This window comes from Pseudomonas gregormendelii (genome assembly GCF_017114825.1).
GTDB classification, from domain to species: domain Bacteria; phylum Pseudomonadota; class Gammaproteobacteria; order Pseudomonadales; family Pseudomonadaceae; genus Aquipseudomonas; species Aquipseudomonas gregormendelii.
Map to the genome: position 1 here is coordinate 15,040 of NZ_JADEVO010000007.1, position 20,084 is coordinate 35,123.

Below are 20,084 nucleotides of genomic sequence, written 5' to 3' on the forward strand. Positions count from 1 at the left end.
CCCGTCATGACCACTCGAAAACCAAGGCATTGCCGCTGGTGATTGAACAGACGTTCAACTAAGCTCGGCAACGTATAACCGACTCCAAGGACTAACCCGTGACCCGTGCCCCAGCGAAAAACCGCCGCACCGAACCCGACGCGCGCCGCGAAATGCTCGTGGCTGCTGCCCTGCGTTGCCTGGTGCGCGACGGCCACGCCGGGCTGTCGGTGCGCCGCATCGCAACGGAGGCCGGGGTGTCGGTGGGCCTGCTCAATCATCACTTCGGCAGCATCGATGCGCTGATCGCCGACACTTACCAGAAGCTCGCCAACGAACTGACGAGCGCCCTGATGCAGGAAATAGAACAGGCCGACACCCCCGCCGCAAAGATGGACGCCTTCCTCACCGGCTCATTTGCCCCCCGGGTCATGGACCCGCAATTACTCGGCGCCTGGGTGGTGTTCTGGAGCCTGATCCGCCACTCCGTTCACGTCAGCCAGGCTCACGAAAAAAGCTATCGCGCCTATCTCGACTTGCTGCGCCATTTGCTCGACGACCTGGCGGCCAGCGAAGGGTTTGTGATCCACGACACTCACCTGGCCGCCATCGGCCTATCCGCGACGCTCGACGGACTCTGGATCGAGTGGTGCCTCAACCCCGAAACCTTCAGCCCCGCCAACGGCCTGCATATCTGTCGCTGCTGGGTAAAGGGGTTGCGAAACGGAGCATTCAGCGCCGACGACGTCCTGTGAGGCATGACGCCCGAAGATCATCGCCAGGGTGCCACTGATAGCAATCAGCCCCGCGCCGATCATCAGCGAAACGTCCATCCGGGTACCCCAGATCAGACTCGACAGCAGGAACGCCCAAATCAACCCGGTGTACTCGAATGGCGCCAGCAAGGTCGCCGTCGCCCGACGGAAACTGGCGAACAGCAGGAACTGGCCGATACCACCCACCAGGCCAGCTGCGAGCATACCGAGCCAGTCCGGCATCGGTGCTGGCGTATGAGTCCACGGCAAGGCCAGGGTCATGCAAATAACAAACACCACGTTGGTGATCAACATTTGCTCCAGCACCGATGTCTGGTCATCCACCTGCCGCAACTGGATGTAGGTGAACGCCCAGCACATGGCGGCCAGCAGGGTCAGCACCACCGGCAACGGGTCGGTCAACCGTGTTGGTCGGCAGGCGATGATCACGCCGATGAAGCCGACGACCAGGGTGAACCATTGCCACCCGTTCGCGCGTTCCTTGAGGATCACCGCCGCCAGTACCGTCACCATGATCGGCGCGGAGAAATACAGCGTGGTCATCTCCGCCAGCGACAGGTCTCGGGCAGCGGTGTAATACAGCACCCAGGCGATGATCGAAAGCAAACCGCGCAGCACCAGCAAGCGCCGGCTTGGTGAACGCCAGGCTTTCTGCACCAGGCGCAAGCGCCCCGCAGCCACGCAGACCACCACTACCAGCAAGCTGCGCCAGAACAGGATGGTGACCACCGAATAATCGGCCACCAATGCCTTGATCACCGCGTCCTGCAAGGCCAGGAACGCGTACCCCAGGGTGCACAGGCCGATGCCCTGCAATGACCGATCAACCATCCGTGGCGCACTCATCACAACGACCTGCGTACAGGTGTCCCGCGCCGCTCGAAGAACGAGAACAGGGCCTCGATCAGGAAGGTGAGGCACACATACACCCCGGCCACCAGCAGCAACGGTTCATACACCTGCAGGGTTTGTGCGCGCACCACATTGGCCGCGCCCAGCAGGTCGATGATCGCAATGGTCGAGGCCAAGGCCGTGGACTTGAGCAGCATCACCGTCTCCCCGGCCAGGGTCGGCAACAGCAGGCGCATGGCCCGCGGCAGGCGCACCCGCAACAAGGACTGGCGCGCAGTCATGCCGAACGCCGAGGCCGCTTCCATTTCACCCTTGGGCACCGCCAGCAGCCCACCACGAATCACCTCGCCGACGTAGGCACCCACCGACAGCACCAGCGCGAACACGATATACCAATAGCCGTCACGCAGATAAGGCCAGAAAAAGCTGCCACGGATCAGCGGGAACTGCGCAAACAGGCTGCCCAGACCGTAGTAGAAAATGTAGATCTGGATCAGCAGCGGCGTGCCCCGCAGCACGCTGGTGTAGAACAGGCTGGCCTTGGCGATGAACTTGTTTTTCGAGATCCGCGCCAACGCCACCAGCACCGCCAGGGCGAAACCGAACACCATCGAGATCAACAGAATGCTGATGGTCGTTTGCAATCCACGGCCCAGGAGTGCCGCATATTCAACTATCCACGCTGGAATCATTTCATTCACTCAGCCAAAGGCATCCAGCGACGGATGCGTCGCTCCAGCCGTCCCGAGAGGTAGTTGGACACCAACGTCACGGCGTAATACATCGCCGCAGCCGTGAGGTAGAACAACAGATAGTGCCGCGTCGAACCCGCCCCTTGCTTGGCGGTGTACAGCAGCTCATTGGTGCCGACCACGCTGATCAGGGCACTGTCCTTGATCAGGTTGATCCACAGGTTGGCCATCCCCGCCATGGCATAGGGCGCCATGATCGGCAGCGTAACTCGCCGGAACAGGCCGAACCCGCTGAGCCCGAACGCCCTCGCCGCCTCGATCTGGCCATAGGGGATCGCCTGGATCGCCGCGCGAAAAATCTCCGAGGCATAGGCGCCCTGGACCAGTCCCAGCACCAGAATTGCCGCCAGCGGGCCGCTGACGTTGACCGCGTCATAACCCACCCTGGCCATCAGCGAATTGAGCAGCATGGAGCCGACGTAGTACAGCAGCAGGATCAGCAACAACTCCGGAATGGCCCGAAACAACGTGGTGTAGCCGCGCATCAGCGCCGCGATGGGTTTAGGCGCGCCCAACTTGAGACAGGCCACCACCAGGCCGATAAACAAACCGACCACGAAAGCGCCCGCAGAAATCTGCAGGGTCATCAACAGGCCCTTGAGCAACGCGCTGCCCCAGCCTGTTTCGCTGAAATTGATCAAATCGAACATTGCTGGCATTTCGGTCTCCAGTCGGCGAACCAGACATCACCACTCCCTCGTGTGGGAGGAGCCCCTGCGGGACCAAAAGCTCTGCTCCCACAGGTCATCTTGCAGCCCGGCGTCAGAACGCAGGTTTCACGCTCGTACCGAAGTAGCTCTGGGACAGTTCGTCATAGTCTTTGCTTGCCAGCAGGCTAGAGATTGCCTGGTCCAGTTTGGCCTTGAGCTCAGTGTCATCCTTGCGCAAACCAGCGCCGACGCCTTTACCGAAAATCGGGTCGTAAGGCACGGTGGCGAGGTAGGCCAGGTTGCTGGCATCGGCCGTCTTGACGAAAGAGGCCATGGCCGTGCCGTCCGCCATCATCAGGTCGATACGGCCGGAAATCAGGTCGGCGTTGGCCGAGTCCTGGGTGTCGTAGTACTTCACCTCGGCGATCTTTTCGTAGTTGGCCTTCAGATAGCTGGCGCTGACGGTCGAGTTCTGCACGCCGATGATCTTGCCTTTGAGATCATCCGGGAACTTGCTCACGGCGGTGCCCTTGGGCCCGACCACCGCGATTGCCGAATCGTAGTAAGCCTTGCTGAAGGCGATCTGTTTCTCGCGCTCGGCAGTCACCGACATCGAGGAAAAAATCACGTCGATCTTCTTCGCCAGCAAGGAGGGAATGATGCCGTCCCATGCCACTTCCTTGATCTCGCACTCGGCCTTCATCTCGCTGCACAGCTTATGGATCAGATCAACCTCGAAACCTTTCCACTCACCGTTCGCCTGCTTCTCGGTGTACGGCGGATAAGGTTCTGCCGCCACTGCAAACCTGATCGGTGCAGCCTGGGCTGCGCTCATCCCGGCCAGCAGCACGCATGCCACGCCCGTCATCCAGTTTGCCAAACGTCGATTTCCCATGATTGTTCCCCGTCTTTTTATTGATCAGCGAGTCTGATGAGCGTTGACGAATTGTCGGCAACGCTCGCTGCGTGGGTGTACGAACACATCGTCCGGCGAACCGGTTTCTTCGATCAGCCCCTGGTGCAGGAAGGCGACCTTGGAGGAGACATCGCGTGCGAAGGCCATTTCATGGGTCACCAGGATCATGGTCCGGCCTTCTTCGGCGAGAGAGCGGATCACCCGCAGCACTTCGCCGACCAGTTCCGGGTCGAGTGCGGAGGTGGGTTCATCGAACAGCATGACTTTGGGCCGCATGGCCAAGGCCCGGGCGATGGCGACCCGTTGCTGCTGGCCACCGGAGAGAAACGCCGGGTACTCGTTGCGCTTGGCCGCCAGTCCCACGCGTTCGAGCAAGGCTTCGGCCCGTTCGGTGGCCTCCGCGCGGCTTTCTCGCAGGACCTGGGTCGGTGCTTCGATAAGGTTTTCCAGCACGGTGCGATGGGGCCAGAGGTTGAAGTTCTGGAACACCATGCCCAGGCTCGAACGGATCCGCACCAGTTGTTTGGCGTCGGACACCAATGGCGCCCCCGGCCGATTCTGGTTCAGATGGATGCTTTCGCCATCCACCAGGATGCGGCCCTGGTCGGGTATTTCGAGCATATTGATGCAACGCAGCAAGGTACTTTTACCCGAGCCGCTGGCGCCAATCAGGGAGATCACTTCACCTTCACGGGCGGTCAGCGAAACACCCTTGAGCACCTCGATATTGCCAAAGCGTTTGTGCAGGCGATCGACTTCGATCATGGTCTTGCGGGCCACCGCCTCGATCGTCGCCTCGCTGCTCACCCGATTGATCACCGGGCGCGGCGCTTCACCGCTCAAAACCAGGACAAATTTGCGAATGCGCTGGCAGGCCTGGGCCAATCGCTCTTCGCCTTGGGTAAACGAGAGCCGCACAAAACCCTGGGCCGGCTCACCGAATGCAGCCGCATCCAATACCGAAACATGCGCCTCGCGCAGCAGCCGCCAGGCAAATTCCAGCGACGTCAGGCCGGTGCTGCGCACGTCCAGCAGCACAAACATCCCCGCGTCCGGGTTGAGTACCGATATCCCGCGACAATCCGCCAGGCTCTTCACCACCAGGTCGCGGCGACGGCGGTAAATGTCACGCATGCCGTGGGTGACGTCCGCATGGGACTGCACGGCCTTGAGTGCCGCCTCCATGACAAAACCCGGCAGGCCATAGAGCATGCTCAGCACCAGGTTTTCGACGTGGGCCACCAGGGTTTCGTTGGCGATGATCCAGCCGATGCGCCAGCCGGTCATGGCGTGGGATTTCGACAGGCTACCGATCACCACGCAACGTTCGGCCATGCCCGGCATCGCTGCCAGGCACAGGTGCTCACGCTCGAACGTCAGGCTTTCATAGACTTCATCCACTACCACCCACAAGTCATGAACAACGGCCAGCTCGGCGATCGCCTGCAATTCTTCGCGATTGAGCACGACGCCGGTAGGGTTGTTCGGGTTGGACAGGAACAGGGCTTTGGTGCGCGGGGTAATGGCCTTGGCCAGCACTGCGGCATCCAGGCGAAAACCGCCATCGGCAGCGCACGGTACGCGCACCAGCGTCGCGCCGGACGCCTTCAGGGTAGCCTCGTAGGTGACGTACATCGGGTCCAGGGCGATCACTTCGTCGCCAGCTGTCAGCAGGCACATTGATGCGGCGAACAGGGCATTCTGCGCCCCTGCCGTCAAAATCACGTTGGACGCGTGAAGCTCACGGTGGAACAGGGGGCTATGGCGAGCGGCAATCGCTTCGCGCAATTTCAGGCGACCGGCGATTTCGGTGTAGTGGGTATCGCCCTCACGCAGGGCATCAATGGCGGCGTCAGTGATGAAGTCAGGGGTGGGGAAGTCCGGATCGCCGACGCTGAGGATAATCACATCCTCGCCCCGGCGCTGGGCTTCATACGCTGCGTAGTGAATATCCCAGGCGGCAACGCCGTCACCAGTTATCCGCTGAACAAAGGGTGAAAACCGCATGCAAGTGCCTCGTTCAATAAGAAGAAACGCAAGCCCGCGCTACCAGCCGGGGAAGTGGGTCTCAACATAATCGAAGCTGAACAGTCGTTCAACAGATAATTCCTGCAGATTCGCGTTCAGTGTCAAGAGGTCGTTTTTACGACAGTGCTGGCGTTTCAAGGTACGTTTGCTGGGGCTGTGCTGGCCGCATCACGAGCAGGCCCGGCGACGCACATCTACCGAGGCCGACGTTGGTCATCCTTGCGGTTGATGGGTTTCGTACCAAACATCTAAAGCTAATAGCGCGAACTTCCAGTTCAGGAGTTTTTCCATTCACGCATCGACGTCTCTGAGACGGGACTTTCAGCCCTACTGAGTACATGCGCTCGCCGAAAGTCCCAGCAGATACAAACATCCCCTTACAAATACACTCCTGGCTTAACTCCGAATATAGAACTACTAGTGATAGGTTACGCCGCTCGATCAGGCCCCTTGAGATGCCGAGCCGTATGATGCGCATCAATCCTCCCCGCCTTGCCGTTTACGTTGTGTTGGTGTGCCTGTTCGCGGGCGCCTGGTTTACCCACCCTGCCGCTGTCCATTCCTCCTTCGCCCTGATGAGCCCGGTGATGGCGGTAGCCGACAAAGTGGCCAAGCCCGTCTACACCAGTCGCTTCGCGTCCTCTGGCCTGGTGGACTTTGTGCATTCCTCGGCGGTTACCGCACTGCCTGACGGCAGCCTGATGTCGGTCTGGTTCGCCGGCACCCGCGAAGGCGCTGCAGACGTGCAGGTGCGTTCCGCCCGGTTCAACGCGAAAACCGGTGAATGGGGCGCGGAGCAGGTGTTGGCGACTCGGCAGTCGACCCAGCAAGGCACTCGAAAATACATTCGCAAGCTTGGCAACCCGGTCGTGGCGCTGGCGCCGGACAATCGCCTGTGGCTCTTCTATGTCTCGGTGTCGATGGGTGGTTGGGCCGGCAGTGCAGTCAATGTGATGGTCTCCGATGACTTAGGCGATAACTGGTCTGCGCCGCGCCAGTTGATCACCTCGCCCTTTCTGAATATCAGTACCCTGGTGCGTTCGGCACCCGTGTTTCATGCCGATGGTTCGATCGGCCTTCCTGTGTATCACGAGTTTCTCGGTAAGTTTGCCGAGTACCTGTACCTGAGCCCGGACGGCGATGTCATCGACAAATTCCGTATCAGTCGTGGCACCAATTCTTTGCAGCCGACGGTGGTTCCGCTGGATGGCCAGCGCGGCGTCGCCCTGCTGCGCTATGCCGGCGAGACCCACCACCGAGTGCTGGCAACGCGCACCGAAGACGCCGGGCAAACCTGGAGCGAACCCTATCCGCTGGAACCGTCCAACCCAAACTCTTCGCTGGCAGCGGTCGCCACGCCGAAACATGGCTTGCTGGTGGCACTCAATGACCTGCGCGAAGGCCGTTTCAAGCTGAGCCTGTACGGCACCGATGCTAAAATGGACGACTGGCGCGCCCTACGCGACCTGGATAAATCACCTGACCCGGAAGGCGAGCCGTTTTCCCCGCAAGCCTACAAGGACATCATCGGCCAGAAATTTCGCGACTCCAGCGGAGCGCTGCGCCAGCCACTGGAAGCGCAGTTCCTGAGCAACCTGGACACCCGGGTCTGCACCAGTCGCGGGTGTGAGTTCGAGTACGAGTACCCCTACTTCATCCGCAGCCCAGACGGCATGTATCACCTGGTTTATTCCTGGAACAACACCTTCATCAAGCACGTCACCTTCAACGAAGCCTGGCTGTCCGAGCGCCTGAAATGATCAACCTGTGGCAAGCCCATCTCAGTTTCGCAATGATCATATTCCTCCTGCTGCCCGGCTTTGGCCTCGGCCGGCTCTGGCGCGGGGGGCTGCTGCTGGCCTTGCTCGCCGCCAGTTTCATTCCTCTGGACGGTTTGACGGTGGCGGCTTATCTGCGCAGTCACATCGATGACCTGGCGATTACCACGATGATCCTGATGGCGTGGGCGTGCCTGCGCCGCCTGGAAATCCTCGCGCCTGCGCCACGTGGATATGTCGGCGTGCTGGTGATCTTCGCCGCCATGGCCGTGCTGTTGTATCCGGCGACGCTGGGCTGGACGTACGTCGATCCATACCGGCTGGGTTTCAGCCCGCGCGTGCTGCTGACCTTGATTGCCTTGCTCACGCTCGGCCTGTACTACCTGCGCAACGGCCTGGCAGTGGCCATGCTGGCGGGCGCGACCCTGGCCTTTATGGTGGGGCTCAAACCTTCGCACAACTATTGGGATTACCTGGTGGATCCACTGCTGGCGCTGTATTGCTGCGTTGCGCTGCTGGTGCTCGGCACCCGCCAGGCCTATCGCTGGTTCCTCAGCCGGCGTGGATCGGCTAGCCACAGGTCCATTTAGATTTAACGACTTTAAACAGGGGAACAGGGATGGGTTGGTTGCAATCGAGACGCTTGCATTACTGGTTGGGCGCGACCGCGATCGTGTTTGCGCTGTTCGCGGTATTGCGAGTGGTGTTCTTCTTCGGCTTTTCAGGGTTTGACTCTAGCGCCCTGAGCGCCCAACCCGCCATTGTGGAAACCCTGGGCATCGGCTTTCGTTTCGACTTGCGCCTGGCCATCCTCACCGTGTTGCCCCTGGCGTTGCTGGCGTGGATTCCGCGCTGGAACCTAACCACCAGCCGCGTGCTGCGCCTTGTCGCCAGGGTCTATCTGGTGGCGGCCCTGAGTGTTCTGCTGCTGATCTACATCATCGATTTTGGTCACTACGCCTACCTTGGTGTGCGCATCAATGCCACCGTGCTGCGCTTCATCGAGGACGCGCAGATCTCCCGCGACATGGTCTGGCAGACGTACCCGGTGATCTGGATCAGCCTCGGCTGGCTGGCCACGGTAGCGCTGGTGACCCTTGCCTTGGTGCGCCTGGAACGGGTCACGCTGGATCGCCCGCGCAAGGTCATTCACCCACTCTCCGCCACCTGGGGCAGTGCGTTGATGGTGGTGCTGGTGCTGCTGGGCATCCTCGGCCGAGTAGAAAACATGAACCTGGAAAATCCGGTTCCCCTGCGCTGGAGCGATGCGTTTTTCTCCAGCAACAACCAGATCGCGGCATTGGGCCTGAACCCGGTGATTTTCCTCTACGACACGGTCAAGGTTGGCCAGTCCCGGTACGACGAACAGCAGGTGCGCGAGCACTACGCAGTCATGTCCCGCTACCTGGGCGTCGACCAGCCGGACGCGCAAACCCTCAATTTTGTTAGGCACCAGGCGCCGCAACCCTACAAGATTCCCGGCTCGCGCCCACCGAACGTGATGTTCGTGATGCTCGAATCCCTGGGTACCAGCGCTGTCGGGGCCTACGGCAACCCGATCGATCCGACGCCGAACATTGACCGGCTCGCCAAGCAGAGCTGGTTCTTCGAGCATTTCTACGTGCCAGTCACCGGCACCGCAAAAACCGTGTGGGCGAGCATTTCCGGGGTGCCCGATGTCACCCGCCAGGAAACCGCGACGCGCAACCCGCTGATCACCCAGCAGAACACCCTGATCAACGCCTTCACCGGCTACGAGAAGATCTACACCATCGGCGGCAACTCCGGCTGGGCCAACATGAACGCGCTGATTCGCCAGAGCATCGATGGCGTGCGGTTGTACGAGGAGCGCGACTGGAAAGCGCCGGTCGTCGATGTCTGGGGGATTTCCGACCTGGACCTGTTCAAGGAAACCGACACGATCCTGCAGGCGCTGCCCAAGGACAAACCGTTCTTTGCCTATGTGCAAACCGCCGGCAATCATCGCCCTTTTACCATCCCCGCGCTCAATGACGGCTTCGAGGTCAAGCACCCGACCCTGGCCGAAGTTCAGGCTGCCGGCTCGCGCAGTGTCGAGCAGTACAACGCCGTGCGCCTGCTGGACTTCAACATCGGTCGCCTGATGGAAATCGCCAAGGCAGGCGGCTGGTACGAGAACACCATTTTCGTGCTGTTTGGCGATCACAACACCCGCATCGCGCAGATCCCGTTTCTGGCCCCGGCCTACGAACAGCTGGGCCTGGAAAGCAATGCCGTCCCGATGATCATCCATGCCCCTGCGCTGCTGGGCTCGCGCACCGTCGAGGAAGCAGTGGGCCTGGTGGATTTGCTGCCCACCGTGGCCGGCATGGCGGGCCTGGAGTTTCGCAACAGCGGCATGGGCCGGGATATCCAGCAACCCGCCCCCGAAGGCGAACGCGTGGTGCCGCTGGTCTTGCGTGAGGGCACCTTCCCGCTGATTGCCGGCGTGACCCAGCATTTCATGGTGCAGATGGAACACGACGGCAGCTCGCCGACCTTGCACGACCTGGCGTCGATGACCCCGACGGATGACGTGGCCCGGCAGAACCCCGAGGAGTTCAAGCGCCTCGTGCAATTGACCCGTGGCATGCACGAAACTTCGAGGCTGATGCTCTACCAGAACGTGCGCAAGTAACGGCCTGACAAGTGCTGGCGGACAAATGTGACCTTATATATCCGGGCCAGTTTTGCCGGCACTTGATACCATCCAGCACACTTGTGTGACGATTTAGTGGCTGGAATGTATTTTGTGAACAAACTCCGTCTCGGGTTGCAGCAACCCTACGCGCGTCTTATTGCCCTGCTCGGCCTGGTACTGGTCGTGCCCCTGTGCCTGCGCGCAGCACTGGGCTGGTCAAATCCTCACGGATATTTGTCGGACCTGGCCATCGGCAGCCTGCTGCTGGTGCTGTTGCATCGTCGCCCCTGGTGGCTGGCACTGCCGGTGTTGCTGGCATGGGCCTTCCTGACGGTGGCCAGCGCCGAGCTGGTCAGTGCCGTTGGCCGGTTGCCCAACGTGTCGGATGTGCATTACCTGATCGACCCGCAGTTCCTGGAAAACTCCACCGGTGGCGGCTTCGCCCAGCCCTGGCTGGCAGCCTCGTTGCTGGTCGCACTGGGCGTATGGTTGCTCAGCCATTGGCTGGCGCCCTCGACCCCCTCGCCGTCCCTGCCCCGTCATGCCTGGAGCGCTCCGCTGCTGCTGCTCATTGCCCACTGGGGAGCGCAGCACTTGCAGCCTACTGATGCCGATCAGTGGCGGGTCTACAACCTGCCCCATCAATTGATGGCCGCTGGCACGGGCAACGTGCAGATGGCGGTGGAGGAATGGCTGGAGGGCGACGTCGTCGACGTGCCGCCGCAGATGGCTGGCCTGGTCCAACTCGACCTGGACGGCCAGCGGCTGCTGGCCGGTCGCGGACAGGCGCGTAATGTGCTGGTCATCGCCCTGGAAGGCATTCCCGGTGCCTACATCGGGGCCAACCGCGAAGCGTTGCACAGCAGCTATCAGGAGGACCTGATGCCGCGACTCAGTCGCTGGGCGCAACGCGGCATGAACACCCCTGACTACGTGCTGCACAGCCACCAGACCATCCGCGGCCTGTACGCCATGCTCTGCGGTGACTACGACAAACTCGACAACGGCACTCCCAAAGGCGTGGAGATGCTCACCCAAAGCGCGCGCAACCAGGACTGCCTGCCGGCACAGCTGCGCAAGAACGGCTTTGCCACGCATTACCTCCAGGGTGCCGGCCTGCGCTTCATGGCCAAAGACAAGATCATGCCGCACATCGGCTTCGACACGACCCTGGGCCTTGAATGGTTCACCAACGCATCGTATCTGGACTTCCCGTGGGGCAAGGACGACAAGGCCTTCTTCGAAGGTGCGCTGGACTATGTCGGCCAGCTCAAGAAACAAAAACAACCGTGGATGCTGACCCTGCTCACCGTCGGCACCCACCAGCCCTATTCCGCCCCCGAAGACTACCTGCAACGCTACGACACCCCCAAGCAGGCAGCGGTCGGTTACCTGGATGATGCCCTCGACCAGTTCCTCAGCGACCTGGAGCGCCAGGGCGTGCTCAAGGACACCCTGGTGGTGATCACCTCCGACGAGTCCCATGGCATCGATGGCGTGCGCCTCGCTTCATCATGGGGGTTCAACCTGACCCTCGCACCGGATCAGGCGCAGTTGCCACACATTAAACCCGGGGTGTACGGCCACGTGGACTTGAGTACGTCGATCCTCGACTACTTCGCCCTGCCCGTGCCGGCCACCCTGAGCGGCCGCTCACTGTTTCGCGACTACGCCACCGGGCGCGAGATCATGTCCTACACCAACGGCAATCTGCGCTATCACGATGGCCAGGGCACCTTCACCGAGTGCGATTTCCAGCAACGCTGCCGGTACTACGCCAGTGAAGGCTTCATCGCAGAGCGGGCGAAGCTGCTCGGCCAATACGGCGGCCAGCGTGCCCGGCAGATTGCGGCGCGCGCCACGGCCCTGGATCAAACCCTGATGCAGACGCCCCTGAACCAGCGTTATCAGTTCGGCAGCCCGGCAAGCATTCCGCTGCAGGCGCAAATCAAGGATGACTGGGCCGACAACCTCATCGGCGCGCAATACCTGGAAATGCCCAAGGGCTCGCACACCCGGGTGCGCCTGACCGTGCGCTCGGTCGACAGCCAGGACAATGCCTACATCCTGCTCAAGACCAAGGAATTCGAACGGGACGTTCAAGTAGGGTTGCCGGCTGAAATGCTGGTCACCGCCGACCAGCCGCTGGAGATGGACTTCAGCTTCGACAATCCCGAGTCGCGCAAGGCTTTTTCTTTCCACTTGCTGGGATACGGCACAGGCGCCGTCGAGGTCAGTGACTTCAGCGTGATTACCGAATTGCCGGGGCAGGAAGAACCGGTTGGCGAAACCCTTGATGATGATACGGCGGAGTCGAGCTGAGTAACGGGTGCGCGGTCTGAGCAGCCTTGCGTTATTCCGACACCGCCACCTGGTTACGCCCTCGCGCCTTGGCACGGTACAACGCCTTGTCCGCGTTGTTCATCAGGCTGTGCAAATCATGATCCTCGCTCCCCATCGACGCGACCCCCAGGCTGGCCGTGATGCAGTGCACCGGCCCGGTCATCGACCCTGCGATGGAGCGCGTGACCTGCTCTGCAATATCCAGCGCCACCTCGATGCAAGTGTCGGGCAACAACACCGCGAACTCCTCGCCACCTAAGCGTCCATACACATCCGTAGGCCGGAACGACTTGCTGATCACCACCCCCATCTGCCGCAACACCTGGTCCCCGACCTGATGGCCGTAGGTGTCATTGATGTGCTTGAAATGATCCATGTCCAGCATTACCACGCACAGTGGCAATCGGTGATTCATGCAGTGGCTGTACAACTGCTGCGCTTGCTCGAAGAACGCACGCCGATTGTTCAATCCGGTGAGCTCGTCGGTCTGCGCGGCGCGGGTGGAAATGCTGTGCGCCTGTTCCATTTCCCGGGTCAGGCGAAAGGCAGTTTCCAGCGCCTGGGACAACTTGCGGGTCGCGCCGGCCACAAAAGAAGCGAACACCAGCACCGCCAGGGCCATGCCCACCTGAATCGTTGACGACTGGAACAACAGCCAGACAGTACAGGGCAGCAACACCAGGGCTATCGACGCCAGGGTCATGTGGCTATAGGACGAATAGCAGGACACGGCGCTGACCGACATCCCCACCGCGAACAACATGACCAGCGCCTGGGATAACAGGTCGTTCGTGGGCATCACCGCCAGTGCCCCGCCCCCCCAGATGCCTGCCGACAGGACCAGCGTCAGCCAGTATATGAGCTCCCAGCGTTGCGGGGTACGCTCCAGGTCGGGGCTGCGGAAATAGGCAATAAACATTCCCAGACGCAATAACGACGACACCGACAACAAGGCGATCCAGGAAAACACCACGTTGTGATCCAGGTTGTCCCAGCATAGCCAGCACAGCATGAGAGCGGCCAGGTAACTGCCAAATACCGCAGAAACCGATTGGTGAAACAACTGGTGCAACCGGTCCGAGCGCACCTGATCGGCGATCTGCGTTTGCTGGTCGTACCGAGGCCCAATTCGATCCATGTGATCCGCCTGATCATGCTGCCGGTAAAAACGCGATTGTGGCACCCCGCCACTAGTGCCCGCTATTGAATAACACTCATTTGCGACGAAAATTCGTTACGGGAGCTAGCTTGCTCGCGGGGATCGTCAACGATAACGCGGAGAACTTGATACCCCACGGCGCGCTGGAGTTCTTCGGCAGCTAGCTCGCTCCTACAGGTTCAACGTTCAATATTGTAGTGCATCAACCGGCTTGTCCCTGACGCTGGAACTGACGCGGTGACAAACCAAAGCGCGTGCGAAACTCCCGTGAAAAATGCGCGCCATCGGCGAACCCGCAGTCCATGGCAATTTGCGTGATGCTGCTGTGACTGTTGAGCAGTAACCAGCTGCCGTATTCCACCCGCAACGAGCGCTGGAATTCCATGGGCGAAATGCCCAGCGACTGTTGGAACGCGCGAGTCAGTTGCCGACGCCCAAGGCCGACATAGCGCGCAATGGCGTCCAGCGTGGGCAGGCTGTCCATGCGCTGCTCGATGTAGTGCGCGGCCTGGCGCACCCGCTCATCCTTGATGTCCGCCAGGTTCGCATAGAAATGCGCCTGGGGCTGACGCCCCTGGCGAATCCCCTGCAACATCATATGCCGCACGGCCTGCTGGGCTTTTTCGCGCCCGCAGTGGCGCGCCACCAGGTACAAGCCCAGGTCGATTGCCGCCGTTGAACCGGCACAGGTAATCAAATCTCCCTCGTCGATGAATAGATGGTCCACCGCTGCTGGCGTTTTCGGAAACCGCGCGCGAAACGCGTCCAGCACGTTCCAGTGCACACAGACCGAGCGGTTTCCTACCACACCTGCCTGGGCGAGTGCGAAGGTGCCGGTGCAGATGCCCAGTAATCGGGTGCGGCTGTTTGCTGCGCGCTGCTACCAGTCCCGCAAATACCCCGGCAAATGGGTATTGGGGTAATCGTTGCCACCGCAGATGGCGATGTAGTCGAACTGGTCAAGGTCCTGCTCCAATGCGCCTGTAACCTCCAGCGTGATCCCGGCGCTGGAGGTTCGGGGCAACCCGTCAACGCTCATCACACGCCAGGCAGTATGGATCTGCCGACTGGCGCCGCCGATATCTGCAGACAACCGCAGCACATCCACAAATCCGGAAAACGCCGCCAGGGTGAACTGGTCGAGCAACACCAGTCCCACCGACAACTGCGGGCGAGTGTTCGCCTGCGCGTCGGTGCCGCTCGATACATGGCAATCGTGGAGATTCTGAGTCATTTTGGGCATGACCCAACTATTCAACTTTAAGACCCCGGTGTGCAAGCGCTCGTATCGACGTTACGAGCAAGATGCAGACAAGGGGAACAGCTCGACTACGCCCCAGAGGACATGAGATGAGAACAACAACCCGCACTAAAATCACAGTCGCGCTATCGCTGGCGGGCTGCATCTCCTCGCAAGGCGCCATGGCGGATCAGCCAAAACTGACCGTCGCGTTGTACGGCGGCAACTGGGGAGACGCGTTCCTCAATTGTGTTGCAGAACCTTTCACCAAAGCCACCGGCATTGCCGTGGCAGCGGAAGTCGGCACCTCGACCACGACACTCGCCAAGCTTCAACAGCAAAAATCCAGCCCCGCCATCGACGTCGCGTGGATGGATGGCGGCATCAGCGAACTCGCTTACGCGGCAGGCGTGATCGCCGACCTCGACCCGGCAGCCATTCCCAACCTGAAAAACGTCGAGGAAAAAGGGCTGTACGCCGAAGCGGGCCATACCTTCGCTGTCAGCAGCGGCTTCTACTCTTTGGGCCTGACCTACAACACCCGGGAAATCAAAGAGGCACCGACCAGCTGGAAGGACCTGTGGAAGCCCGAGTACGCTGCTGCGATAGCGTTGCCCTCGCCCGCCAATTCTTCCGGGGTGCCCTTCGTGTTCTTCATGGCCGATGTCTGGGGTATCGATCGCGCCGATCTGGCACCTCTTTACAGCAAGCTGGGAGCACTGGACACCGCGCTGTTCTCCGACAGTTCGGGCGCCGCTACCAACGCTTTCCAGAGTGGCGAAGCGATCATCGGCGCGCACTTCAACGTCGGTGCCTGGGACTTGATCGACAAGGGAGCCCCCATCGGCTTCACCATTCCCAAGGAAGGCGCATGGGCGACCGACGCGCGCCTGCACCTGATCAAGGGCGCGCGCAACACCAAGGCCGCTGAGCAATTCATCAATACCGCACTGACCCAGGAAGCGGCGTCCTGCCTGGCCGGCAAGCTGTACCTGGGCCCGGCGGTGAAAGGCGTGGAAGTCTCGCAGGAGGTCGCCCGCAAGTTGCCATGGGGCGCAGGCGGATCGATCAAGGACCTGCGCCTGTTCGACTGGGCGCAGATCAACGCCCAGCGCGCCAGTGTCACCAACGACTGGAACCGCAAAGTCACCGCCAAATAGCTCAAGAGGTCTGCAATGTCAGTTTTATTGAGCATCGACAGCGTCTGCAAGAACTTTGGGCCTTACCAGGCATTGGACAATATCAACCTGGACATCGAGCAGGGCGAGTTCATCGTCCTGCTGGGTCCCAGCGGCTGTGGCAAGACCACCCTGCTGCGCTCGATCGCCGGTTTCATGCAGCCTGATTCCGGGAGCATTGCGATCGACGGCCAGGACGTCAGTCGCCTGCCACCCTACCGTCGGCCACTGAACACGGTCTTTCAGAACTACGCGCTGTTTCCGCACATGACGGTGCTGGAAAACGTCGCCTACGGCCCACGACGCCAGGGCGTCAACCGTGGCGAAGCCCGCGAACGGGCTCGTGAAGCGCTGGCGCTGGTGGGCCTCGAAGCGCTGGGCGAGCGTTACCCAAGCGGCATGTCCGGCGGCCAGCAGCAGCGGGTTGCATTGGCCCGGGCCATCGTCAATAAACCGAAATTGCTGTTGCTCGACGAACCGCTCTCGGCGCTCGACATGAAACTGCGCAAACGCATGCAGCTGGAGCTCAAGCATCTGCAAGCGAAGCTGGGGATTGCGTTTATTTTCGTCACCCATGACCAGGAAGAGGCGATGACCATCGCCGATCGTATCGTGGTGATGAATGCCGGCCGCATCGAACAAACCGGTACCAGCAGCGCCATCTACAGCGCACCGGCTTCGCGTTTCGTCGCTGACTTTATCGGCGAAGCCAATCTCATCGACTACCAGGTCACCGGCAACGATGAAATACGCCTGGGTATCCGCAACCAACCGCTGGTGCGCAACACAAGTGCCATCCCGTCACAAGGCGTGGCCGTGCTGCGCCCCGAACATTTGCAGGTGCTGGAACCCGCTGCTGCCGAGACGCCCGGCTGCCACGAAATCCACGGTACCGTCAGCGACGTCGTTACCGTCGGCAGCCATACGCTGATCCATGCCCTGATTGACGGGCAAATGATCATCGCGCGCACCATGGGCTTTCCAGGGCCGGACATGGTTGCCGGCAGCACGGTGCGCCTGGGCTTCAACCCCGCTCATCTGCACCTGATCGGGGAGTCGGTATGAAACGCAAGACGCTCGCCCCGCTGCTGATGCTCTTTGCAGCCCTGGCATTTTTCGCGGCGTTCTTTCTTGCGCCGTTTGCCGTGGTGATCTTCGCCAGCTTCACCCAGGGCGCGGACCAGGCCTTTACCGTCGATCACTATATTCGGGTGTTGGGCGATCAGTACCATTGGGACGTCATCCTGGTGACCTTCCGCATCGCCGCGCTGACCACCCTGGTGTCTTTGCTGTTGGGCTACCCGCTGGCCTGGTACCTGGTGCGTGTCGTGAAGTGGCGGGCCTGGCGGCGCGCCTGTGTGATCCTGCTGGTGGTGCCGATGTTCACCAGCAACATCGTCCGCTCGTTCGGCTGGATGGTGCTGCTGGGGCGCAAGGGCCTGGTGAATCAGAGCCTGATGGACACTGGCCTGATCGACACTCCAGTGCGGTTTCTCGGCACCGAGCTGGGCATCCTGATCGGCATGGTCTACATCCTCCTGCCATTCATCGTGCTCGCGGCAGGCAATGCCCTGGCGCAGGTCGACCCGGCCTACGAGCAAGCCTCCGAAGATCTCGGCGCCAGTCCCCGGGCCACGTTTTTCCACGTGGTGCTACCACTGACTATGCCTGGCATCATCTCCGGCTCGATCATGGTGTTCACCCTGGCAGCCAGTGCCTATGTCACCCCGGCACTGCTGTCGGGCGGCAGGATCTCGGTGCTGTCGATGTTGATTTTCCAGCAATACAGCTCGGTATTCGACTTCAACTACGGCGGCGCCCTGAGCGTGGTGCTGCTGATCTTCACCCTGGTCATGGTCGGCCTTGCCGGTCGGGTTGGCAGTGTCAGAGGGAGCAATCAATGATCACTCGAATGCTGGTTCGCCTGGTGGCCTGGGCAGTGCTCGGCTACATGCTGTTGCCCCTGGTGGTGATCATGGGCGCCTCCTTCACCGCCTCGTCTTTCCTCGCATTCCCGCCTCAAGGCTGGACGCTGGACTGGTACGCCAAGATGCTCAGCGACCCAAGCTATGTGGCCTCGTTTGCCACCAGCACGGTCCTGGCGTTGGTCGCGACCTGTGTTGCAGTGCTGCTCAGCGTGCCGGCGGCCCTGGCGATTGCGCGTTACGAGTTCGCCGGAAAACAGGCGATCCTGGCTGCCCTGACGTCCCCGCTGGTGTTCCCGCATATCGTGCTCGGCGCAGCGCTGCTGCAGTTTGGTGGCTACTTCGGCTTGACCCGCAGCTTCCTCGCGCTGCTGATCGGCCACACCATCATCATCTCGCCCTTCGTGTTGCGCTCGGTGCTGTCGATGCTGACGCCAGAGCAACGTGCGCTGGAGGAAGCGTCCAGTGACCTGGGCGGTACCCCCTGGGCAACCTTCTTTCTGGTGGTGCTGCCACAGATCCGGCCCGGGATCGTCACCGGTTCTATCTTTGCCTTCATCTCGTCGTGGATCAACGTTGAGCTGTCGATCTTCAACACCACCCCGGACCTGAACACCATACCGGTGAAGCTCTTCAACTATGTGCAGTACACCGTCGACCCAACCATTGCTGCTGCCTCAGGGGCAACCATCGTCGTGGTCGTCATCGCCGTCATCATTCTGGACCTGTGTATCGGTCTCGATCTTTTGTCAGAACGCAAATAAACCCCACCCCTACATCCCGCAAGCCAGGAGTTCAGTCATGCGTATGCAAGACACGTTCGATGTCATCTATACCCATACCGAAGGTGAACCACTGTGCATCGTGCACAGCGGCATCCCCTACCCCGCAGGTTCGACCATTCTGGCCAAGCGTGCGTTTCTTGAGCAGAACTACGACTGGCTGCGCAAGGCGCTGATGCAGGAACCTCGCGGCCACAAAGACATGTTTGGCGTCTTCCTCACCCCGCCTTCGAGCAGTGAATTCGACGCAGGCCTGATCTACATGGATGGCAGTGTGTATTCGCACATGTGCGGCCACGGCACGATCGCCGTCAGCATGGCCATGGTTGCCCTGGGCCTGGTCCCGCGTGGTGCTGATGGCATCACCAAAATTCGCTTTGAAACCACCGCAGGGCTGGTGGTCGCGGAAGTCGCATCTGAAGGCGACAAAGTCCTCTGGACCCGTTTCGAAAACGTCCCGGCCTACGTGGCGGCCCAGGACATTCCGGTGCACCTGCCAGGCTATGGCGACCTCAAGGCAGACCTGGTCTGGGGCGGCAATTACTTCGGCATCGTCGACCTGACCAATTGTGACCTGCGCATCAGCCCGGAGAACGGCAGCGAACTGTCGCGCCTCGGTCTGCTGGCGCGGGATCAGATCCAGAAACAATTGAAGATCCAGCACCCCACCGAGGCGCACATCAACGACCTCAACTTCATCACGTTCTGGCATCCGGCAACCATCGACGGAGCGTTCTACAAGAACGTCCACGTGTTCAGCGCTGGCCAGCTCGACCGCTCCCCAGGCGGCACGGGCACCAGCGCGATGATGGCGATGTTCGAAGCCCGGGGCAAACTCGGGCTGAACCAGCCGATCCTGTCTGAAGGCTTGCTGGGCAGCGGCACGTTTGAAGGCTGCCTGTTGGGTGAAGTCGACCTCAACGGTACCCGTGCGGTGCGCCCGACCGTCAAGGGCACCGCGAGTATCCTGGGGACCTCGCGCTGGGTCATCGAGCGTAACGATCCGGTCGGTGCAGGTTTCGTCGTTAACTGACCTCTGCCCGCGCCCGGCGCACCACGCCGGGCAT

The 20,084-nt window shown here is 61.0% G+C and carries 17 protein-coding genes and 2 pseudogenes; 10 read left to right on the top strand and 9 right to left on the bottom strand.

Annotated elements, in window-relative coordinates; genetic code table 11:
* Nucleotides 1-152 precede the first annotated feature (152 nt).
* Nucleotides 153-638 (top strand): annotated as a pseudogene (locus tag IMW75_RS07095) (TetR/AcrR family transcriptional regulator); the annotation flags it as partial.
* Here the strand turns inward: IMW75_RS07095 and IMW75_RS26845 are convergent.
* The 5 genes from IMW75_RS26845 to IMW75_RS27165 all read right to left on the bottom strand — a co-directional run bounded on the left by IMW75_RS26845 (nucleotide 594) and on the right by IMW75_RS27165 (nucleotide 5,932).
* Nucleotides 594-1,601 (bottom strand): DMT family transporter, encoded by a 1,008-nt coding sequence (locus tag IMW75_RS26845; RefSeq protein WP_045057361.1) that lies wholly within the window; start codon nucleotides 1,599-1,601, stop codon nucleotides 594-596. The pseudogene IMW75_RS07095 and the gene IMW75_RS26845 overlap by 45 nt on opposite strands.
* A complete protein-coding gene (locus tag IMW75_RS07100) occupies nucleotides 1,601-2,299 on the bottom strand; it encodes an ABC transporter permease (protein ID WP_205892182.1) in 699 nt (232 codons plus the stop codon). The genes IMW75_RS26845 and IMW75_RS07100 overlap by 1 nt, the downstream gene beginning before the upstream one ends.
* Nucleotides 2,300-2,304: 5 nt before the next feature.
* The gene (locus tag IMW75_RS07105; protein ID WP_205892183.1) at nucleotides 2,305-3,018 is read right to left on the bottom strand and encodes an ABC transporter permease; all 714 of its coding nucleotides are present in this window, start codon (nucleotides 3,016-3,018) and stop codon (nucleotides 2,305-2,307) included.
* Between the two features lie 103 nt (nucleotides 3,019-3,121).
* A complete protein-coding gene (locus tag IMW75_RS07110; RefSeq protein ID WP_205892184.1) occupies nucleotides 3,122-3,904 on the bottom strand; it encodes a transporter substrate-binding domain-containing protein in 783 nt (260 codons plus the stop codon).
* 24 nt (nucleotides 3,905-3,928) lie between these two features.
* Nucleotides 3,929-5,932 (bottom strand): aminotransferase class I/II-fold pyridoxal phosphate-dependent enzyme, encoded by a 2,004-nt coding sequence (locus IMW75_RS27165; RefSeq protein ID WP_205892185.1) that lies wholly within the window; start codon nucleotides 5,930-5,932, stop codon nucleotides 3,929-3,931.
* 488 nt (nucleotides 5,933-6,420) lie between these two features.
* Between IMW75_RS27165 and IMW75_RS07120 the strand changes: the two genes are divergently transcribed.
* From IMW75_RS07120 to IMW75_RS07135, 4 genes are all read left to right on the top strand, one after another.
* Entirely contained in the window at nucleotides 6,421-7,713 is a 1,293-nt protein-coding gene (locus IMW75_RS07120; RefSeq protein ID WP_414704641.1) for a sialidase family protein, read from the top strand.
* On the top strand, nucleotides 7,710-8,321 hold the full coding sequence (locus IMW75_RS07125) for a hypothetical protein (protein WP_205892186.1): 612 nt from the start codon (nucleotides 7,710-7,712) through the stop codon (nucleotides 8,319-8,321). The genes IMW75_RS07120 and IMW75_RS07125 overlap by 4 nt, the downstream gene beginning before the upstream one ends.
* A gap of 29 nt (nucleotides 8,322-8,350) precedes the next feature.
* Nucleotides 8,351-10,387, top strand: coding sequence for an LTA synthase family protein (locus tag IMW75_RS07130; protein ID WP_205892187.1), 2,037 nt, complete (start codon nucleotides 8,351-8,353; stop codon nucleotides 10,385-10,387).
* Nucleotides 10,388-10,492: 105 nt separating this feature from the next.
* A complete protein-coding gene (locus tag IMW75_RS07135; RefSeq protein ID WP_205892188.1) occupies nucleotides 10,493-12,712 on the top strand; it encodes an LTA synthase family protein in 2,220 nt (739 codons plus the stop codon).
* A gap of 31 nt (nucleotides 12,713-12,743) precedes the next feature.
* Here IMW75_RS07135 and IMW75_RS07140 read toward each other — a convergent pair whose 3' ends face one another.
* The 4 genes and pseudogenes from IMW75_RS07140 to IMW75_RS07150 form a co-directional block, all read right to left on the bottom strand.
* Entirely contained in the window at nucleotides 12,744-13,871 is a 1,128-nt protein-coding gene (locus tag IMW75_RS07140) for a GGDEF domain-containing protein (protein ID WP_045057367.1), read from the bottom strand.
* A gap of 223 nt (nucleotides 13,872-14,094) precedes the next feature.
* Nucleotides 14,095-14,490, bottom strand: a complete 396-nt coding sequence (locus tag IMW75_RS27170; protein ID WP_336512414.1) for a helix-turn-helix domain-containing protein — start codon at nucleotides 14,488-14,490, stop codon at nucleotides 14,095-14,097.
* A 54-nt stretch (nucleotides 14,491-14,544) separates the two neighbouring features.
* Nucleotides 14,545-14,754: pseudogene (locus IMW75_RS27175) on the bottom strand (DJ-1/PfpI family protein); the annotation flags it as partial.
* 18 nt (nucleotides 14,755-14,772) lie between these two features.
* Nucleotides 14,773-15,126 (bottom strand): type 1 glutamine amidotransferase family protein, encoded by a 354-nt coding sequence (locus tag IMW75_RS07150; protein WP_205892190.1) that lies wholly within the window; start codon nucleotides 15,124-15,126, stop codon nucleotides 14,773-14,775.
* A 116-nt stretch (nucleotides 15,127-15,242) separates the two neighbouring features.
* Here IMW75_RS07150 and IMW75_RS07155 point away from each other — a divergent pair, with 116 nt between their 5' ends.
* Genes IMW75_RS07155 through IMW75_RS07175 form a run of 5 tightly spaced genes read left to right on the top strand, consistent with a single transcriptional unit; the run spans nucleotide 15,243 to nucleotide 20,050 of the window.
* Complete coding sequence (locus tag IMW75_RS07155; protein ID WP_205892191.1) at nucleotides 15,243-16,292, top strand: ABC transporter substrate-binding protein; 1,050 nt, start codon at nucleotides 15,243-15,245, stop codon at nucleotides 16,290-16,292.
* Between the two features lie 15 nt (nucleotides 16,293-16,307).
* Nucleotides 16,308-17,375 carry an ABC transporter ATP-binding protein gene (locus IMW75_RS07160; RefSeq protein WP_205892192.1) on the top strand — a complete coding sequence of 356 codons (1,068 nt, stop codon included), beginning with the start codon at nucleotides 16,308-16,310 and terminating at the stop codon, nucleotides 17,373-17,375.
* Nucleotides 17,372-18,214, top strand: coding sequence for an ABC transporter permease (locus IMW75_RS07165; RefSeq protein WP_045057370.1), 843 nt, complete (start codon nucleotides 17,372-17,374; stop codon nucleotides 18,212-18,214). The genes IMW75_RS07160 and IMW75_RS07165 overlap by 4 nt, the downstream gene beginning before the upstream one ends.
* Complete coding sequence (locus IMW75_RS07170; RefSeq protein ID WP_205892193.1) at nucleotides 18,211-18,999, top strand: ABC transporter permease; 789 nt, start codon at nucleotides 18,211-18,213, stop codon at nucleotides 18,997-18,999. The genes IMW75_RS07165 and IMW75_RS07170 overlap by 4 nt, the downstream gene beginning before the upstream one ends.
* A 37-nt stretch (nucleotides 19,000-19,036) precedes the next feature.
* Nucleotides 19,037-20,050 (top strand): proline racemase family protein, encoded by a 1,014-nt coding sequence (locus IMW75_RS07175; protein WP_205892194.1) that lies wholly within the window; start codon nucleotides 19,037-19,039, stop codon nucleotides 20,048-20,050.
* The last annotated feature ends 34 nt before the right edge of the window (nucleotides 20,051-20,084 follow it).

Coding starts and splice junctions, on each gene's coding strand:
- IMW75_RS26845 (WP_045057361.1), bottom strand. CDS start 1,601: ATGAGTGCGCCACGGATGGTTGATCGGTCATTGCAGGGCATCGGCCTG.
- IMW75_RS07100 (WP_205892182.1), bottom strand. CDS start 2,299: ATGATTCCAGCGTGGATAGTTGAATATGCGGCACTCCTGGGCCGTGGA.
- IMW75_RS07105 (WP_205892183.1), bottom strand. CDS start 3,018: ATGCCAGCAATGTTCGATTTGATCAATTTCAGCGAAACAGGCTGGGGC.
- IMW75_RS07110 (WP_205892184.1), bottom strand. CDS start 3,904: ATGGGAAATCGACGTTTGGCAAACTGGATGACGGGCGTGGCATGCGTG.
- IMW75_RS27165 (WP_205892185.1), bottom strand. CDS start 5,932: ATGCGGTTTTCACCCTTTGTTCAGCGGATAACTGGTGACGGCGTTGCC.
- IMW75_RS07120 (WP_414704641.1), top strand. CDS start 6,421: ATGATGCGCATCAATCCTCCCCGCCTTGCCGTTTACGTTGTGTTGGTG.
- IMW75_RS07125 (WP_205892186.1), top strand. CDS start 7,710: ATGATCAACCTGTGGCAAGCCCATCTCAGTTTCGCAATGATCATATTC.
- IMW75_RS07130 (WP_205892187.1), top strand. CDS start 8,351: ATGGGTTGGTTGCAATCGAGACGCTTGCATTACTGGTTGGGCGCGACC.
- IMW75_RS07135 (WP_205892188.1), top strand. CDS start 10,493: ATGTATTTTGTGAACAAACTCCGTCTCGGGTTGCAGCAACCCTACGCG.
- IMW75_RS07140 (WP_045057367.1), bottom strand. CDS start 13,871: ATGGATCGAATTGGGCCTCGGTACGACCAGCAAACGCAGATCGCCGAT.
- IMW75_RS27170 (WP_336512414.1), bottom strand. CDS start 14,490: ATGATGTTGCAGGGGATTCGCCAGGGGCGTCAGCCCCAGGCGCATTTC.
- IMW75_RS07150 (WP_205892190.1), bottom strand. CDS start 15,126: ATGACTCAGAATCTCCACGATTGCCATGTATCGAGCGGCACCGACGCG.
- IMW75_RS07155 (WP_205892191.1), top strand. CDS start 15,243: ATGAGAACAACAACCCGCACTAAAATCACAGTCGCGCTATCGCTGGCG.
- IMW75_RS07160 (WP_205892192.1), top strand. CDS start 16,308: ATGTCAGTTTTATTGAGCATCGACAGCGTCTGCAAGAACTTTGGGCCT.
- IMW75_RS07165 (WP_045057370.1), top strand. CDS start 17,372: ATGAAACGCAAGACGCTCGCCCCGCTGCTGATGCTCTTTGCAGCCCTG.
- IMW75_RS07170 (WP_205892193.1), top strand. CDS start 18,211: ATGATCACTCGAATGCTGGTTCGCCTGGTGGCCTGGGCAGTGCTCGGC.
- IMW75_RS07175 (WP_205892194.1), top strand. CDS start 19,037: ATGCGTATGCAAGACACGTTCGATGTCATCTATACCCATACCGAAGGT.